The sequence below is a fragment of the Streptomyces sp. NRRL F-5122 genome (genome assembly GCF_001507435.1).
Taxonomy (GTDB): Bacteria; Actinomycetota; Actinomycetes; order Streptomycetales; family Streptomycetaceae; genus Streptomyces; species Streptomyces lannensis.
Window position 1 is genome coordinate 1 of sequence record NZ_LMWH01000286.1, and the last position, 18,159, is coordinate 18,159.

Annotated in this window: 14 protein-coding genes; 11 read left to right on the forward strand and 3 right to left on the reverse strand. The window is 71.0% G+C overall.

All coding sequences use genetic code 11. From position 1 onward, the window contains the following. Positions 1-196: zinc ribbon domain-containing protein (locus tag ADL25_RS47380; RefSeq protein WP_159045129.1), on the forward strand; the 196-nt coding region annotated here is incomplete at its 5' end. Between the two features lie 64 nt (positions 197-260). Here the strand turns inward: ADL25_RS47380 and ADL25_RS40675 are convergent. After that, entirely contained in the window at positions 261-1,784 is a 1,524-nt protein-coding gene (locus ADL25_RS40675; RefSeq protein ID WP_059132975.1) for a M81 family metallopeptidase, read from the reverse strand. A 53-nt stretch (positions 1,785-1,837) separates the two neighbouring features. After that, the gene (locus ADL25_RS40680; RefSeq protein WP_059132976.1) at positions 1,838-3,034 is read right to left on the reverse strand and encodes an ROK family transcriptional regulator; all 1,197 of its coding nucleotides are present in this window, start codon (positions 3,032-3,034) and stop codon (positions 1,838-1,840) included. Positions 3,035-3,220: 186 nt separating this feature from the next. Between ADL25_RS40680 and ADL25_RS40685 the strand changes: the two genes are divergently transcribed. From ADL25_RS40685 to ADL25_RS40730, 10 genes are all read left to right on the forward strand, one after another. Beyond that, positions 3,221-5,014: a peptide ABC transporter substrate-binding protein gene (locus ADL25_RS40685; protein ID WP_059132977.1), complete on the forward strand. Its 1,794-nt coding sequence runs from the start codon at positions 3,221-3,223 to the stop codon at positions 5,012-5,014. A 2-nt stretch (positions 5,015-5,016) separates the two neighbouring features. After that, positions 5,017-5,976: an ABC transporter permease gene (locus ADL25_RS40690; RefSeq protein WP_059132992.1), complete on the forward strand. Its 960-nt coding sequence runs from the start codon at positions 5,017-5,019 to the stop codon at positions 5,974-5,976. Then, positions 5,973-6,854 (forward strand): ABC transporter permease, encoded by an 882-nt coding sequence (locus tag ADL25_RS40695; protein WP_059132978.1) that lies wholly within the window; start codon positions 5,973-5,975, stop codon positions 6,852-6,854. The genes ADL25_RS40690 and ADL25_RS40695 overlap by 4 nt, the downstream gene beginning before the upstream one ends. Further along, complete coding sequence (locus ADL25_RS40700) at positions 6,851-8,509, forward strand: dipeptide ABC transporter ATP-binding protein (protein ID WP_059132979.1); 1,659 nt, start codon at positions 6,851-6,853, stop codon at positions 8,507-8,509. Before ADL25_RS40695 ends, ADL25_RS40700 begins: the two co-directional genes overlap by 4 nt. Continuing rightward, on the forward strand, positions 8,506-9,438 hold the full coding sequence (locus tag ADL25_RS40705; RefSeq protein WP_107116838.1) for an ROK family protein: 933 nt from the start codon (positions 8,506-8,508) through the stop codon (positions 9,436-9,438). The genes ADL25_RS40700 and ADL25_RS40705 overlap by 4 nt, the downstream gene beginning before the upstream one ends. 295 nt (positions 9,439-9,733) lie before the next feature. Then, entirely contained in the window at positions 9,734-10,795 is a 1,062-nt protein-coding gene (locus tag ADL25_RS40710) for an ABC transporter substrate-binding protein (protein ID WP_059132980.1), read from the forward strand. Positions 10,796-10,818: 23 nt separating this feature from the next. Continuing rightward, the gene (locus tag ADL25_RS40715) at positions 10,819-11,823 is read left to right on the forward strand and encodes a FecCD family ABC transporter permease (protein WP_059132981.1); all 1,005 of its coding nucleotides are present in this window, start codon (positions 10,819-10,821) and stop codon (positions 11,821-11,823) included. After that, positions 11,820-12,902 (forward strand): FecCD family ABC transporter permease, encoded by a 1,083-nt coding sequence (locus ADL25_RS40720; RefSeq protein WP_059132982.1) that lies wholly within the window; start codon positions 11,820-11,822, stop codon positions 12,900-12,902. The genes ADL25_RS40715 and ADL25_RS40720 overlap by 4 nt, the downstream gene beginning before the upstream one ends. After that, a complete protein-coding gene (locus tag ADL25_RS40725) occupies positions 12,899-13,729 on the forward strand; it encodes an ABC transporter ATP-binding protein (RefSeq protein ID WP_059132983.1) in 831 nt (276 codons plus the stop codon). Before ADL25_RS40720 ends, ADL25_RS40725 begins: the two co-directional genes overlap by 4 nt. A gap of 98 nt (positions 13,730-13,827) precedes the next feature. Beyond that, positions 13,828-15,051, forward strand: coding sequence for a MalY/PatB family protein (locus ADL25_RS40730; RefSeq protein WP_059132984.1), 1,224 nt, complete (start codon positions 13,828-13,830; stop codon positions 15,049-15,051). Positions 15,052-15,291: 240 nt separating this feature from the next. Here the strand turns inward: ADL25_RS40730 and ADL25_RS40735 are convergent, their stop codons facing one another. Beyond that, complete coding sequence (locus tag ADL25_RS40735; RefSeq protein ID WP_059132985.1) at positions 15,292-18,144, reverse strand: FAD-binding and (Fe-S)-binding domain-containing protein; 2,853 nt, start codon at positions 18,142-18,144, stop codon at positions 15,292-15,294. Positions 18,145-18,159: the final 15 nt, after the last annotated feature.

Below are 18,159 nucleotides of genomic sequence, written 5' to 3' on the forward strand. Positions count from 1 at the left end.
GGACCCGAGGAACACCTCCCGCCAGTGCTCCGAGTGCTGGCACACCCACCGGTCCAACCGGATCGACCAAGCCAGGTTCGTCTGCCGCTCCTGCGGAGTTGTACTACACGCGGACCACAACGGCTCCCGCAACATCGCCCACCGGGCCGATGCTGTGTGGCACCGGGGCGCAGTCAACCGCCCCAGTACGGCCTAGCGCCATACCGGACGCAGGGGACCACAGGACGGCTCGGCCGTGCTCTGCCTGCAAACCCCGTCCTTCAAGACCGGGTAGATGACTCATCGGAACCGTCCAGCGGCAGGTTCGAGGCGGCGATGATCCGGGCCGTGAGGTCGGGATCGGGCATCCCCGGATCGAAGGGGAACATCGGGCGGTGGATACGGTGGTGGCCGAGCCTGACCAGGTTCTGGTCGACGCCGCCCGGGGTGAGCGCCATCTTCCAGTCGGCGGCCATCGCGAACAGTTCGGGTTCCAGGTAGCCGATCTTGACGATGACGATGTCCGCCGCGCGCGGGTCCAGGTCGAGGTCGGTGAAGTCGTGTTCGTGGTGGTACGGCTTGCGCAGCCGGGTCAGGATCACATGCACGCTGCCGACCCTCAGGACCACCTCCGTGTGCGCGTCCCGGTCGCCGTGCCGCACCGCGTGCACCACACCGGTGATGGTGACCGGTCCGGCGTGCCGGTCGTCGACCTCCGCCCCCGCTGTGACCGTGACCGTGGCGCCGACGCCCGCCCGTGCGGCCGTCTCGACCGCGCACGGCCCCGGCAGCGAGGCGTAGAGCACGGTCGGGCCGCCGGGGTCCTGGAATTCCGGGCGGGCCAGCACCTCGCGGAGCCCCCAGGTGACGTCGCCTGCTCCGCCCGCCGTCGGGTTGTCCCCGGTGTCGCTGACGAAGTACGGCCGCGCCGCGGAGGCGAGTGCTTCGTCGAGGCAGTCGGCGAGGGTTCCGGTCGGGGCGACGAAGGCGAAGTCGTGCCGCGCTTCCCAGAAACCGCGGGCCAGACGTTCGGCTCCCGCGGCCACGGCGGCCCGGTCGGGTCCGGTGACGACCACGGCCGCCCGGTTGCGCGGCTCGTCCGCCCAGGCGTAGCCGACCCAGATCGCCGCGTCCGTCACCCCCTCGGCCGCCTCGACCTCCTCGACGGCGGCGTAGACGCTTTTGGCGGGTTCGATCCGGGTCGAGGTCTGCTCGCCGGCGAGCAGAACCGGCACCGGGATCCACGCCTTCACAGGTCGCGGCCCACCGCCCGCCAGGTGGTCGACGAGGTTGCGGGCGGCGCGTTCCTTGGTCTGCATCGCGTCCTCGTGCGGAGCCATGCGGTAGCAGGTGATCAGGTCGGACAGGTGGACCAGTGAGCGGGAGACGTTGCCGTGCAGGTCCATGGACGTCGAGACGGTCACGTCCGGGCCGACGGTCTCGCGGATGCGGGCCAGCAGTTCCGCCTCCGCGTCGTCCACGCCCTCGACGGTCATCGCCCCGTGGATGTCGTACCAGAGTCCGTCGATCGGCCCCAACCCCTTGAGCCGGTCGATGAGTTCTCCGGACAGCTCGGCGTATGCGGATGCTGTCACCGTGCCGCCGGGCAGGGCCTTGCCGACCAGGGCTCCGCGCCAGTCGGCGGCGGCGCGCAGTGGCTGCCCCGGTGCCAGGAAGGGGTAGCGGGTCAGGACGTCGCCGTCGCGCTGCGGGTGGAAGGCGGGGGCTTCGGTGCGGGCCGGGGAGAACGTGGACGACTCGATGCCGAGACCGGCGACGGCGATGACGGGACGGGGTGCTGACATGGCTCCTCCGCGAGTTGTCGGGGGTGGGTGCCGGGGCGGGCGGCGGCCCCGGGTCAGGGGTGGTGGTTGCCGGTGACCGCGTGCAGGGCCTCGGCGAGCGCCCGCTGCAGGGCGAACTGGCCCGCGCCGACCAGCCCGGCGTCGGCGCCCAGGCTCGCCCGCTCGATCACCAGGTGCTCGGTCACCAGCGGATGGCATCCCTCGTACAGCTGGCTTCGCACGGCGGCGACGAACGGCTCGAGCGTCGACAGGATTCCGCCCAGGTAAACGGCGTCCGGGTTGAAGAAGTTGACGTTCGCGGCGAGCACCATGCCGAGGTACCGTCCGGCCTGCCGGACCGCACGAGTCGCCTCGGGATCGGCGTCGGAGGCGAGTCGTACGACGTGCTCCGTGGACGCCACCTCCACGCCTCGTTCCCGCAGGATCCGGACGAGTGCCGCGCCCGAGGCGACGGTTTCCAGGCAGCCGGTATTGCCGCAGGAACAGGGGATGTCGTGGGCTGCCTCGACGCGGACGTGGGTGATCTCGCCGGCGGCGCCGGAGCCTCCCCGGTAGAGCCGGCCGTCGGCGATGACGCCGGCCCCGATCGCGGTGCCCGTCTTCACCATGATCGACTGCCGGCGATCGGGCGGCTGCACGGTGTGCTCGCCGACCGCCATGCAGTTGGCGTCGTTCTCGATGGCCGCGGGGACGCCGAAGCGGTCCTCCAGCCAGGCGCGCACGGGGAAGCGGTTCCAGCCGGGCATACGGGACGGGAGCGTGACGACGCCCGACATGAGATCGACCGGGCCGGGGAGGGAGAGACCTACGCCCTTCAGCAGGACTCTGCCGTGCTGCTCGGCGAGGCTGTCCAGGGTCTGTGCCAGACCGGGCAGTGCCGACTCGGGGCCCTCGTCCGTCGCGAAGGGCACGGTGGACACGTCGCTGAGCCCACCGCCGGGCAGCACCACGCCCACACGCGCGTGTTTGCCGCCGAGTTCGGCCGCCACCGCGAAGCCCTCGCTGCCGCCGAGGCGCAGCATCTTGCGCGGCCGGCCGCCGGTGGCGGTCACCGTGCCGTCTTCGGCGACCAGCCCGAGGGCGAGCAGTTGACTCACCGTGAAGGAGATCGTCGAGGGCGCGGCGGCAAGCAGTGCGGAGAGCTCGGTGCGCGTCGACGCCTGCCCGGAAGCGAGCAGTTCGAGCACGCGCTCTGCCAATGACGAAACGCCGGGGATGTGTTTCCTGCGTGGCGGACTTTTTTCAGTCATGGACGAAGCAACTTCCGACGTCGGCTGTCGAGGCGTTGAGCGTATGCCTGTGACCACCGCTCATCGCTTTTTCCAGAACAGCAGTAACACGCTTTTTACAGCGGTGCGTCTGTTTCTTCGAACACAGCGGTCGTTGACTGGCTTTCCCACCCGCCTCCGGTCCTCCCACTCCCCCGAGGTGAAAAAATGTCCCCTGCTCGCACGAGGCTCGTCGCCGGTGCCGCCCTGTCCGCGGGCACGCTGCTGCTCGCGGGCTGTTCCGGGACGGGCGGCACATCGTCCGGCTCCCATGACTCGATCAACTACGCGCTGCCCGCGAACTTCACCCCGAACTGGATCCTGCCGATCGGTACGGCGGCGCACCTGAACACCAACAACATCTCCATCGCCAACACCCTGTGGGAGCCGCTCATCGCCTATGACGGCTCCACCGGGAAGATCGCCTGGAACAAGGCCGGTTCCGTGGCCACGGACGCCGACTTCGCCGCCGACGGCAAGAGCGTGCGGATCACGCTGGGAAACCGCCACTGGAGCGACGGCAAGCCGATCACGTCACGTGACGTCGAATTCTGGTTCAACCTCATCAAGGCGAACAAGGCCGAGTGGGCGGGCTACAACCCCGGCAAGGCGCCGGACAACTGGACGTCGTTCAAGACGGAGGACGCCCGCCACTTCACCCTCGCCTTCGACCGGGCCTACAACTCCCAGTGGATGCTGGCCAACGAGCTGAGCAGCATCAACCCGCTGCCGCAGCACGTCTGGGACAGGACGGGAGCCTCGGCGCAGGTGTCGGACGCCGACCGCACGGCCGCGGGCGCCAGGCAGGTGTGGACCTACCTCAACAACGCGGCCAAGAACATAGCCGGTTACGAGAAGGACGCCCTGTGGAAGACCATCAGCGGCCCGTACACGGTGAAGTCCTTCTCCACCGCCGGCAAGGTCGTCCTGGCCGCCAACAAGAAGTACGACGGCGGTGAGAAGCCCGGCATTCCGACGGTGAACCTGCTCCCCTTCACCACGGCGGACGCGGAGAAGAACGCACTGCGTTCGGGCGGCGTCGACTACGGCTACATCGAGGCCACCGACCTCGACCAGAAGGAGCGGTTCACCGCGCAGGACTACTCGGTCAAGCCGTGGTCGGGCTGGGCAATCACCTACATGCCGTACAACTTCAACAACCCGGCCATGGGCGCCGTGTTCAAGCAGCTCTACGCCCGCCAGGCCGTGCAGCGGTCGATCGACCAGAGCAGTCTGGCGAAGGTCATCTTCAACGGGACGGCCGTTCCCGGCTACGGCCCCGTCCCCCAGGGCCAGACCTCCGCGTTCGTCTCGCCGGAGCAGAAGAGCAACCCGTACCCCTTCTCCACCTCGGCCTCCCGCGAGCTGCTCGCCGGACACGGCTGGAGCGAACAGGGCGGGGTCATGACCTGTACGGACCCCGGCACCGGCGCCACGCAGTGCGGCGCGGGCGTCGCCAAGGGCACCAAGTTCGAGATGCAGGTGCTGTCGCAGTCCGGCTCGACCGTGACCGACAACATGATGAGCGCGATCCAGTCCTCGCTCGCGAAGGCCGGGATCAAATTCACGATCAAGACCGCGCCGGTCAACTCCGTGCTCTCGCAGACCCCTCAGTGCACGGCCGGCCAGTCGATCTGCAAGTGGCAGCTGTCCTTCTTCGGCACGGCCGGCAGCTGGTACTTCCCCGCCTTCCCCACCGGTGACTCGCTGTTCCAGTCCAAGGGCGGCTCGAACTTCGGCAACTACTCCAACCCGCAGGTCGACGACCTCATATCCCAGTCCACCACGTCGAGTTCGAACGATGCGATCCAGGGCTACAGCGCGTCCCTCGCCCGGGAACTGCCGGTCATCTGGCTGCCCGAGCCCGTCTACCAGATCTCCGTCATCCGCAACGGTCTGGGGGGCTTCTCCCAGGACTCCCTGGCCAACTTCCACCCGGCGCAGTGGAAGTGGACCAGCTGACCATGGACACCGCGCTGTACCTGACCCGGCGGCTGCTTCAGTCGCTGGCCGTGGTCCTCATCGTCACGGTCGTGGTCTTCTGTCTGCTGCACGCCCTGCCCGGGGGTCCCGCACGCGGAATCCTCGGCCCGCAGGCCACGAACGAGCAGATCGCCGCGTTCAACCACGAACAGGGCCTGGACCGCCCGCTCCCCGTCCAGTACGTCTACTACCTGCACACCCTCCTGCAGGGTGACCTCGGCACCTCGTACACCCTCAACGAGGCCGTCTCCAGGCTCATCGAGCAACGACTGCCCAAGACCCTGGTGCTGACCGTGCTGTCCGCGCTGGTCGGTCTGGTGCTGGCGATCCCGCTCGGCATGTGGCAGGCGGTGCGACGCAACAAGCCGGTGGACTACGTCGTCACCACGCTCAGCTTCATCGCGTACTCGACACCGGTGTACTTCCTCGGGCTGCTGCTGATCCTGGTCTTCACCCAGACCCTGCGCTGGTTCCCCTCACAGGCCCCGCAGGGCGACACACTGTCCCAGGTGTTCTCGGATCCGGTGGCGCTCGTCCTACCGGTGGTCACCGGGGCCGCCTCCATGATCGCCGTGTTCAGCAGATACATGCGGGCCTCGACACTGGACAACCTCGCCGAGGACTACGTCCGCACCGCCCGCTCCGGCGGTTCCCGGCCGTTCGCCGTCCTGTGGCGGCATGTCTTCCGCAACTCCCTCACGCCCGTGATCGCCATGCTCGGCTACTACGTGCCCGTGCTCTTCGGCGGCGCCCTCGTCGTCGAGCAGCTCTTCAACTACCCGGGCATGGGGCTGCTGTTCTGGAGCGCGGCGCAGTCCTCCGACTACCCGGTGCTGCTCGGCTGCGTCCTCGTCATCTCCGTCGCCACGGTCATCGGCACCCTCCTCGCCGACATCGTGCAGCGGATCGTCGACCCCCGAGTGAAGGCGGAGCGGACATGACTGCCGTACTCCAGACCACTCCCGCCCTCGAACCGGTACCTGGCTACCGCCTCTCGCTCCGCCGGTTCGCGCGCAATCGGCTGGCTCTCGCCGGGCTCGTGGCCGTGGTGCTGTTCCTGTTGTTCTGTTTCGTCGGTCCACTCATCTACTCGACGGACCAGACGCACACCGATCTGACCCAGGTGAATCTCGCACCGAGCGGGGCCCATCTGCTGGGCACGGACGCCGTCGGGCACGACGAACTCGGCCGGCTCATGTACGGCGGCAAGATCTCACTGCTCGTCGGACTCGCCGCCGGGGTCCTCGCCACCGTCATCGGCACGCTGTGGGGCGCGGTCGCGGGATACGCGGGCGGCTGGCTGGACGCCGTGATGATGCGGATCGTCGACGCGGGCATCGCCATCCCGGCGCTGTTCATCCTGCTCGTCGTCTCCGCCATCACCACCCCGGACGCGCTCGGGTTGATCGTCATCCTCGGCCTGGTCTCGTGGCTGGTGCCGTCCCGGCTGGTGCGGGCGGAGACGCTCACGCTCAAGAGCCGGGACTACGTACTGACGCTGCGGGCCATCGGCGGCAGTCACGGCCGGGCGATCGGGCGGCACATCCTGCCCAACTCGGTGTCGACGATCGTGGTGGCGGCGACCTTCCAGGTAGCCGACGCGATCCTGCTCGTGGCGTATGTGTCGTATCTCGGCCTGGGCGTCCAGCCGCCGTCGACCGACTGGGGCGGCATGCTGTCGGCCGGTCTGACGGCCGCGTACTCCGGACGCTGGTGGCTGATCGTTCCGCCGGGCCTCGCGATCATCCTCGTCGTCTGCGCGTTCAACGCGATCGGTGACGGGCTGCGCGACGCCTTCGACGTGAGGGGGCGCGGATGAGCGTATTGGAGATCGAGGACCTCGGAGTGACCTTCTCGACCGACACGGGCGATGTGCCCGCCGTGCGGGACGTGTCGCTGTACGTACGGCCGGGCGAGACGCTCGCGCTGGTGGGCGAGTCGGGTTCCGGCAAGTCGACGGTGGCGCTCGCCGCGATGGGGCTGCTGCCGGGGAACGCCCGGGTGTCGGGGCGGATCTCGGTGGACGGCACCCCGATCGTCGGCGCCGACAACAGGGAATTGTCGGGGCTGCGCGGTCGCACGGTGTCGATGGTGTTCCAGGAGCCGGCCACCGCACTCGATCCGCTCACCCGGGTCGGCGCCCAGATAGCGGAGGTCGTACGCAACCATCGCCAGGTGTCGCGCGCGGAGGCGGCCCGTGTGGCGGTCGACCTGCTGCGCAGGGTCGGTATTCCGGAGCCGGAGCACCGGGCTTCGGCCTTTCCGTTCCAGCTGTCGGGCGGGCAGCGGCAGCGGGTCGTCATCGCCATGGCGATCGCCAACTCACCCGGTCTGCTGATCGCCGACGAACCGACGACCGCTCTCGACGTCACCGTGCAGGCCGAGATTCTGGACCTGCTCCGCGCCCTGGCGGCCGACTCGGGGACAGGGGTGCTGCTCGTCACGCACAACATGGGCGTGGTCGCGGACTTCGCCGACCGGGTCGCGGTCATGCTGGAGGGAGAGGTCGTGGAGACCGGAACGGTGGAGGACGTTCTGCTAAGGCCCTCGCACGAGTACACCAGGCGTCTGCTGGCGGCGGTGCCGCGGCTCGCCGTCGGTGAGCCGCAGGCCGCCGGTACCGCGGGGGAAGATCCGGAGGAGCGGGACAGCTCCGCGTCGGTCGTCGAACTCCGTGACGTCTCCGTGCACTTCGGCCGAGGGCGTCGTACGGTCAGGGCGCTGCAGAACGTGTCGCTCACCGTGCGACCCGGCGAAACGGTCGGTCTCGTCGGGGAGTCCGGCTCGGGAAAGTCGACCGCGGCCCGGGTAGCCCTGGGGCTCCTGCACCCGGACGCCGGCTCGGTGGCGCTCTTCGGCAACGACCTTGCGCGGACACGCGGACGGGCCAGGCGCTCGCTGCTGTCCGGTGTGGGTGTGGTGCTGCAGGATCCGGTGGCATCGCTGGACGCGCGGATGAGCGTCGCCGAGTGCGTGGCGGAGCCGCTGCGTGTGCACCGGCGGGGCATGACCGCCGCTCAGCGTCGGGCACGGGTCGCCGAGGTCCTGGAACTCGTACGGCTGCCAGGTGAGTTGGCGGGACGCGGACCTCGCGAGCTGTCCGGGGGGCAGCGGCAACGGGTGAGTCTCGCTCGGGCGCTGGTCCTGGAGCCCCGGCTGCTGGTGGCGGACGAACCGACCAGTGCGCTGGACGTGAGCGTGCAGCGGACGGTGCTCGAGGTGATCGCAGAATTGCAGGGCGAGTTGGGGTTTGCGTGCCTGTTCGTGTCCCATGACCTGGCCGTGGTGCAGGAGTTCGCGCAGCGGGTGGTCGTCATGCGGGCCGGGTCCGTCGAGGAGGAGGGCCCGACCATGACGACTCTGCTGCGCCCGGAGACGGAGTACACCCGCAGACTCATCGCGGCCGTGCCGGTGCCGGACCCCGTGCTGCAACGCCGGCGGCGCGCATCCCTGGGATTGGAGGCCACCGCGTGACGGCGGCTCCCGAGGTGGTCGCCGGTGTCGACATCGGAGGGACGACCACCCAGGTGGTGCTGTGCACCGAGGACCTCGACGTCATCGACCGGCTCGGCGTGCCCACTCCCGCGGCCGAGGGCGGCGCCGCGATGGTCGGCGAGGCGCTCGACGCGCTGCGGCTCCTTTTGGACCGCACGCCCGGGCGGCTGCTCGGCGTCGGGGTCGGCGCGGCGGGTGTGGTGGACGCACGCTCCGGGCGCATCCTGGTGGCCAGCGACTCCTTCCACGACTGGGCGGGTTTTCCGGTGACGGCGACGGTCGAGGAGGCGCTCGGCGTTCCGGCGTACCTGGACAACGACGTCAACGCGTTCCTGCGGGGTGAGGTCGCCCGGGGTGCCGCGGCCGGTGAGCCGCATGTGCTCGGGATGACCCTCGGCACCGGTGTCGGCGGTGCGTTGTGGCTGGACGGGGCGCTGTACGAGGGCCCGAGCGGGGCGGCCGGCGAGATCGGGCATGTGCCCGGCTTCGGTGACCTGCGGTGCACCTGCGGAGGACGCGGCCACCTCGAAACCCTGGCGTCCGGCCGGTCGATCACCGCCCGCTACGCGGAGCGGACCGGGCGGAACGCCACCGCACGCCTGGTCGCCGAGGCGGCGGCCGGCGGCGACGGGGACGCGCTCGCCGTGTACGAGAGCGCCGGTGCCGCGGTGGCCCGTGCGATCCTCGTCACGGTGGGGCTTCTGGACGTCACCACCTTTGTGATCGGCGGTGGTGTCAGCCGGGCCTGGGGGCTGCTCGAACCGTCCATCCGGCGCACGCTGTCCGCCGAACCGCCGGTCGGCGGACAGCCGCTGCGGGTATTGCCCGCCCGTCTCGACGGCGATGCCGTGGCGGTCGGCGCCGCCTCCCGCGCCCGGGCGGAACTCGACACGGTCACCCACGTCTGACACGCCCGCGGGGCGCGCACCGCCGACCTCGGCGTGCTGCGCGTCCGCGGGCCGTCGGCCGTGTCCACGTCTCGGCGACAGGGGCGCGCCAGGACTCCCGCCCGCTCCTGCGCCGGCCGGGCACTGTCCGGCCCGGGCGCCGGCTCCCACATCGTGCCGCTCGTCTGCTCCGCACAACGCTCCATCGTCGGCCACGCCGGCAGTCGGGACCCCGAGTTGCATCCCGCATACGGGTTCCGCATAAGGTTAGGCTCGCCTAAATATTCAAAGGTGAACCACAGCTAGGAGCTGGCACATGTCTCTTCGGCGCCGCGGTCCTGCCGCAGTCGCTCTCGCAGTCGCCGCCGCACTGTCACTCGCGGCGTGCGGCAGCGGGTCCTCCGGTGACGGCAAGGGGAGCACCAGCGCCTCCGCCGAAGCGGGCTCGGGCAAGAAGGACTCGAAGTCCGTCGCACAGGGCGGCAAGGACTTCGCGGACGCCGCCGCGAAGACCGCTGCGCTCGGCACGGACGCCAAGCCCGGCCAGTGGCCACGCACGATCAAGCACGCGATGGGCAGCACCGAGATCAAGTCGCAGCCCAAGCGCGTGGTCGTGCTGGACGTCGGCGAGCTCGATAACGTTGTCTCACTGGGGGTGAAGCCGGTCGGCCTGGCGCCGACGGAGGGTTCGCCGGAACTGCCGTCGTACCTCAAGAAGGACGCGGGCACGCCGAAGAACATCGGCACCATCAACAGCCTCAACCTCGAGGCGATCGCGGCCCTCAAGCCGGACCTGATCCTGGGCAGCCAGCTGCGCGCGGCCGCCTCGTACGACGAACTGTCGAAGATCGCGCCGACCGTCTTCTCGATCCGCCCCGGCTTCACCTGGAAGCAGAACTACCTCCTCAACGCGGCCGCGCTGGACAAGACGGCGCAGGCCAAGGCGAACATCGCCGCCTACGAGAAGCGGGCGAAGGCCCTCGGCGACAAGCTCGGCGCCCACAAGCCGACCGTGTCGATGGTCCGTTACATGCCCGACGGCGTCATCCGCCTCTACGCCAACGACTCGTTCATCGGCACGATCCTCAAGGACATCGGCATCCCGCGTCCGAAGAACCAGGACATCGAGGACCTGGCCACCGAGATCAGCGCCGAGAACATCGACAAGGCCGACGCCGACTGGATCTTCACCGGCGTCTACGGCGACCCGAAGGCCACGGACAAGAGCAAGGCCCAGGGCAATCCGCTGTGGAAGAACCTCAGGGCGGTCAAGGACGGGCACGCCTTCGACGTGCCGGACGAGACCTGGTACCTGGGGCTCGGTGTCACCGCCGCCAACGCGGTGCTCGACGACCTCGAGAAGCACCTGACCGCCTGACCAGAGGAGAGTGAGCGCGGCGCATGTCGCCCTCCACCCGTCGCCGGGCCGGCTGGTTGCTGGCCGGCACGGCGATGCTGCTGATCGCCGTTCTGCTGAGCCTTGCCGTGGGCAGCCGCCAGATCGCCCCGAGCGAGGTGATCCAGGCACTGGTGCACGGCGGCACCAGTGACGACGCCCAGGTGGTGCGGTCGTTGCGAGTGCCCCGCACCGTCATCGGCGTCCTGGCGGGCGCCGCGCTCGCGCTCGCCGGGACGGTGATGCAGGGCATCACCCGCAACCCGATCGCGGAGCCCGGCATCCTCGGCGTCAGCCAGGGCGCCTCGGTCGGCGTGGTGTGCGCGATCGCGTTCTGCGGCGTGCACACGCTCAACGGGTACGTGTGGTTCGCGTTCACAGGCGCGGCGCTGGCGGCGGTGGGCGTGTACGCCGTCGCCAGCGGCGGGCGCGGTGGGGCCTCCCCGCTCAAGCTCGCTCTGGCCGGCGCCGCGATGAACGCCTTCCTCGCCTCGCTGGTGTCCGGGATCGCCACCACCAACGCCCGTGCTCTGGACGAGTTCCGTTTCTGGCAGGTCGGCTCGATCAGCGGACGCGGCACCGAGATCATCGGCCAGATCTGGCCCTTCCTGCTGGCCGGTCTGGTGCTGGTCGCCGCGATGTCCCGGGGCCTGGACGCGCTCGCGCTCGGCGACGACGCCGCCAAGGGCCTCGGGCACAACGTCGGCCTGCTGCGGCTGCTCGGCGCGTTGGGCGCGACCGTGCTGACGGGGGCGTCCGTGGCCGCGGTCGGCCCGATCGCCTTCACCGGCCTCGCCGTGCCGCACATCGCCCGCGCCCTGGTGGGCACCGCACACCGCTGGGTGCTGCCGCTGGCCGCCCTGCTCGGACCGGTGATGATCCTCGGCTCCGACGTGCTCGGCCGCATCGTCTTCCCACCCTCGGAGGTACCGGTGGCCGTCATGACCGCACTGATCGGTGTGCCCTTCCTGATCGCACTCGTCCGGCGCCGGACGGTGGTCGCCGCATGAGCCGCGCTACGGCCACCGCCGCTCTGCCTCACGTTCGACCGGCCGGACACGCCGTCCTGCGCGGGGGACGCGCCAGTTTCCTCGTCCACCGTCGATCGGTCGTCGTCGCGGTGGCGCTCGCGGTCCTGCTCGCGTGCGCGGTCGTGGCGTACCTGTGCGTCGGCGAGTCCTTCGTCCCGCCGATGGAGGTCGTCCGGGTACTGCTGGGTCGGCCGAGCCCCGACGAACTGGTCGTGGGCACCCTGCGGTTGCCCCGCCTGGTCGTCGGGCTCCTCGCGGGGGCCGCGTTCGGTGTGGCGGGCGCGCTGGTGCAGACCGTCGCCCGCAACCCACTGGCCAGCCCCGACGTAATCGGGGTCACACACGGCGCGGGTGCGGCCACGGTCGCCGCCATCAGCTTCAACGCCGTGGCCTACGACGCGCTGCCGTACGTCTCCGTCGCGGGCGGCCTCGCGGCGGCCCTGCTGGTGTACGTCTTCGCGTGGCGCCGGGGACTGCACTCCTCACGGTTCGTGCTGGTCGGCATCGGCGTGTCGGTCGCGCTCGGCTCGCTGACGCAGTTGTTCCTGACCAAGGGCGACTACCTGGTGGCCCAGCAGGCCAAGGTCTGGCTGACCGGATCGCTCAACGGCCGCGGCTACGAGGAGGCCCGGCCCCTCGCGCTCGTACTGCTGCTCGCCGTCCCGGCGGCGCTGTGGGCGGCCCGGGCCCAGCGCGGCGCGCACTTCGACGACGACACCGCGGCGGCTCTCGGTGTGCGCCTGGACCGGCTCAGGCTCTATCTCACGGTACTCGGCGTCGTGCTGGCGTCGGTGGCGACCGGAGCGGCCGGCCCCGTCGACTTCGTGGCGCTGCTCGCCCCGCAGATCGCCCGGCGGCTCACCCGTACGGCCCAGATACCACTGTTGTCCTCGGCGTTGACCGGTGCGCTGGTCGTCGTGGTCGCGGACCTGCTGGCCCGCCGTCTGTTCTCCCCGATCGAGCTGCCGGTCGGCGTCCTCACCGCCGTGGTGGGCGCCCCGTACCTCATGTGGCTCATCGTCCGCACCCGCAGCCGTTCCGGAGGCACCACCTCATGAGCCGCCCGACCACCAGCCGCCTCGCCGCACAGGACCTGACCCTGGCATACGAGGACCGCACCGTCGTCGAGGGCCTGGACCTGGAGATCCCCGACGGCAAGGTGACCGTCGTCGTGGGCCCCAACGCCTGCGGCAAGTCCACCCTGCTGCGGGCGCTGGGCCGTCTGCTCAAGCCGCGCCGGGGAGCCGTGCTGCTGGACGGCGCCGAACTCGCACGCGTCCCCGGCAAGCAGATCGCCCGGACCATCGGCGTGCTGCCGCAGTCCCCCACCCCGCCGGACGGCATCACCGTCGCCGATCTCGTCGCCCGCGGCCGTCAGCCCCATCAGAAGTGGTGGCAGCAGTGGTCGGAGGCGGACGAGCAAGCCGTCGCCGAGGCGCTGCAGCGCACCGACACGGCCGACCTCGCCGACCGCCCGGTCGACGAACTCTCCGGCGGCCAGCGGCAGCGGGTGTGGATCGCCATGGCGCTGGCCCAGGACACGGACCTGCTGCTCCTGGACGAACCGACCACGTACCTCGACATCGCGCACCAGGTGGAGGTCCTGGACCTGGTGCGCAGGCTGAACCACGAACGCGGCCGCACCGTCGTCGCCGTGCTCCACGACCTCAACCAGGCGGCCCGCTATGCCGACCACCTCGTCGCCATGAAGGCGGGCCGCATCGTGGCCCAGGGCCGGCCCGACGAGGTCGTCACCGCCGAACTGGTCGAGGACGTCTTCGGCCTGTCCTCCGTCGTCGTCACCGACCCGGTCACCGGCGGCCCTCTTGTCGTCCCCGCCCGTGCCTGGCAGCCGGCGCCTCTTCAGGAGGAACACATCCGGTGAACGGCGTCGAGCGCTGCGGCGGAGGCTTCGTTCGCTGAGCCGGCCGCAGGCGGCGAAGTTCCCTGGTCGTCGCCGCTGCGTGCCCGTACCCTGCGCCCATGGTGCAGGAAGACGAGACCGGCCGACGAACCGATCCGTTCGTGCAACTGTCCCTCCGGCAACTGCGGGAACGCACGAGCATGAAGTGGCGCACGTTCCCCGAGGACGTGCTCCCACTGTGGGTGGCGGAGATGGACGTGCCCCTGGCTCCCGCCATCGTGGAGGCACTGCACAGAACCATCGACCTGGGTGACACCGGGTATCCGTACGGCAGCGCCTACGCAGAGGCCTTCATCAAATTCGCCTACGACCGATGGCGGTGGAGCGGTCCGCGCATCGAGCACACCACGATCGTTCCCGACGTCATGATGGGCGTCGTCGAGGTGCTGCGGCTGATCACCGGCCCCGGTGACGCCGTCGTCGTGTGCTCACCGGTGTACCCGCCCTTCTTCGCCTTCGTCACCCACGCCGACAGGCACGTCGTCGAGGCTCCGCTCGGTGAGGACCTGCGGATCGACCTCGCCGCACTCGAAGAGGCCTTCGTCCGGGCGCGCGGCCACGGCCGACGCGCCGCGTTCCTCATGAGCAACCCGCACAACCCGACCGGCGTCGCCCACAGCCGCGAGGAGTTGGAAGCGATCGCGGAGCTCGCCCACCGGCACGGCGTGAGGGTCGTGTCCGACGAGATCCATGCCCCGCTCGTACTGCCCGGGGCCTCCTTCACACCGTTTCTCAGCGTCCAGGGCGCGGAGAACGCCTTCGCACTGACCTCCGCGTCCAAGGCGTGGAACCTCGCCGGGCTCAAGGCCGCGCTGGCCATCGCCGGTGCCGAAGCCGCCGACGAACTGCGCCACATGCCCGAAGAGGTCGGTCACGGGCCCAGTCACCTGGGCGTGATCGCCCACACCGCGGCCTTCCGAAAAGGCGGGGACTGGCTCGACGAGGTCCTGATCGGGCTCGACGCCAACCGGCGCCTGCTGGGGCGACTCGTCCGCGAACACCTGCCCAGGGCGCGCTATCGCCCGCCGCAGAGCACCTATCTCGCATGGCTCGACTGCACCTGGCTGGGGCTGCACGACGGCCGAGGGCCAGGCGGCCCCGGCGTGGTCAGCGACATGGCCGGACCCGCGAGGATGTTCCTCGACGAAGCGGGAGTCGCCCTCAGCTCGGGGCATGTCTTCGGCTCGGGCGGCGAGGGGTGCGTGCGGCTCAACTTCGCGACGAGCCCGGACATCCTGGGCGAAGCGCTGTCCAGAATGGGACGCGCCGTTCGGGATCGGTGAGCCGTGCCCGTCACCACGGGGAAGGCGACGGGCACGGCGTGCGCCCACGGTGCCACACCCCCGCACGCGCGCGGCCCTTTCCCGAAGTCGCCGCGCGCCCAGGGACCGGATCTCCACCCGCTTGCCCCGGTTGTGCCGAGGTCGGCAGAGTCCGCCGGCCTCCAGGGCGCGGGCAGCTCACCGGCGAGGGCCCGCCGTGGCGGCGACGGGCCGGTTCAGAAGCGCCCGGACGGGACCGCCTCAGGCGGTGGCCTCGTCCAGCAGTTCCAGCACGTGCCGGTAGGGACGGCCGGTGGCACGGGTCATCCCCATCTCGCAGGTGCGGTTGCAGGAGGCATACGCGTCGTACGCGCCCGCGTTGATCTCGGCGGCCTGGGCGGCGGTGGCGCTCGCCGTGATCTCCGGATGCAGCAGACCGCGGTCCCCGGCGAAGGCGCAACAACCCCAGTTGTCGGGCACGGTCACGTCGTCGCTCACGGCCGCGGCCACGGTGCGCAGGGCGCCGTCGATGCCCAGGTGCACCGTGGAGCAGGTGGGGTGCAGGGCGAGGCTGCTCAGGCGGCGGGGCTCGGGCAGGGCGGGCAGCAGGTGCTCTGCCGCGAAGGCGACGCTGTCGACGAAGCGCAGGGACGCGAACCGGGCGCGGTCGGACTCCGGGAGGGTGTCCGGCAGCTGTTCCAGGCCGTGGGTACAGGAGGAGGCGTCGCAGACCACGGGCAGCCGACCGTGGTCGCTGGCTTTCCACAGCGCCTCCAGCGTGCGGGTCGCCATGGTGCGGTGCCCGTCGGTGTAGCCCTTGGACTGCCAGGGCGTACCACAGCACAGCCCGGCCAGCTCGGCGGGCACGGTGACCTGGACGCCGGCCCGTTCGCACAGGCGCAGGAACGCGGCGGACGCACCGCCGCTGGTGCCCTCGGGGGCGAAGACGCTGCCGATACAGGCGGCGAAGAACACCGCCTGCGGCTCGGCGGGTTGCCGGGGCGCGGGGCGCGCGGGACCGCCGCGCGGGATGTCGTCGGCCCACGTGGGCACCAGCTCCCCCGCGCCTAGCCGGCGGACCGCACCGGTGGCGGCGCGCAGGGCCGGGGCGGGCAGCACGTGAGCGGTGTTGAGCGCCACCCGCACACCCTTGACCGCGGTACCCCAGTGCCGGGCCGTCGCGTTCCCGGCACGCTGTGCCGTGGCGCTGTGCCGTTCGGCGCGCAGTCGCTTCATGACGGCGCCGGTGTCGATCGTGACCGGGCAGGCGGTGACGCACAGGCTGTCGGCGGCACAGCTGTCGACGGCCGCGTAGGTGTAGTCGGCTTCCACAGCCCGGCGGCGTTCGTCGTCACCGGCGGCGGTGGCCAGTGCGATCTCGCGCTGGAGGGCGATGCGCTGACGGGGCGTCGTGGTGGCGTCGGCGGTGGGGCAGACGGGCTCACAGTAGCCGCATTCGACGCATGCGTCGACGGCGGGGTCGACCTCGGGGACGCTCTTGAGGCTGTGCAGGTGTGCGGCCGGGTCGTCCTCCAGGAGCACGCCCGGGTTGAGTACGCCGTGCGGGTCGCACAGCTGCTTCAACTCCCGCATGACGTCGTACAGCTCGTCGCCGTACTGACGGCGGACGAAGGGGGCCATGGCCCGGCCGGTGCCGTGCTCGGCCTTGAGCGTCCCGCCGGCGTTCAGGACGAGGTCGACCATGGCGTCGGTGAACCGGGCGTAGCGCTCGATCTCCGGGGCGGAGTCGAAGTCCTGGGTCAGCATGAAGTGCAGGTTGCCGTCGCGGGCGTGGCCGAAGATCACCGCGTCCTGGTAGCCGTGCCGGTCGAAGAGTCCGATGAGGCCCTCGCAGGTACGGGTCAGTCGCTCCATCGGTACCGCGATGTCTTCGAGCAGCGCGGTCGTGCCGGGACGGCGGGCCCCGGCGACGGCTGTGTAGAGGCCCTTGCGCAGATGCCAGAGCCGGGCCCTGACGCGTGGATCGCGCACCAGCGCGGTACCGGTCACCGCGGGCAGGCGGTCCAGGACCGGTTGCGCGGCGGCCACCCGCTCCTCGAGCGCCTCGGCGCTGTCCTCGGCGAACTCGACCAGCAGGGCGGCGTGCCGCTCGACACGCAGCCCGCGCACCTCGTCCACCGGGTCCGGGGACTGCTGCGCCACTCGCAGCGAGGCGGCGTCGAGGAGTTCGGCGGTCCGGGCGCCGGCGGCCAGCAGGGCGGGCAGCGCGTCGGTGGCCTCGGCGAGGCCGGGCAGTACCAGCAGCCCGGTCGCGGTGTGCGGAAGGAGCGGGACGGTGCGGAAAACGGCCTCGCCGACGAAGCCCAGGGTGCCCTCGCTGCCGATCATCAGATGGGCGAGCATGTCGGCCGGATCGCTGTGGTCCAGGAAGGAGTTGAGGCCGTAGCCCATGGTGTTCTTCATCGCGAACAGCCGCTCGACGGTGGCCCGTGAGTCGGCGGAGTCACGGACCCGGGCGCGCAGCCGGAGCAGCCCCGCGTGGAGTTCCGGTTCGCGGGCGCGCAGCGCCTCGTCCGCGTCGGGTGCCGCGGTGTCGACCACGGTGCCGGAGGGCAGCACGAACTGCAGGGACTCCATGGTCCGGTAGGCGTTGTCCTGGGTGCCGCAGTTCATGCCGCTCGAGTTGTTGGCGACCAGGCCGCCGATGGTGCAGGCGGACTCGCTCGCCGGGTCGGGGCCGAGCCGGCGACCGTACCGGGCGAGCCGTGCATTGGCCTGACGCACCGTCAGTCCCGGTTGCAGCCGGATCCGCAGACCGTCGTCGAGGACCGCGGCGGTGCGCCAGTGGCTGCGGACGTCCACGAGGATGCCGTCGCCACCCGCCTGCCCCGCCAGGCTGGTGCCGCCCGAGCGCAGCGTCAGCGGCAGTCCCGCCTTGCGGGCCCCCGCCATCAAGGCGCCGACCTCGGCGGCGGACGCGGCGCGCACGACGGCCTGCGGCGTGAACAGATACGGCGACGCGTCGTGGGCGGCGGCGACCCGGCGCGGCACCTCGGTGCTCACGCGGGCCGGGTCGCTGACGCACGCGGCCAGGAGTTCGGCCAGTGCTGCGGACCGGTCGGCGGCGGGGGGTGTGACGGCGGTGGGGCTCATGGGTCCTCGCTACTG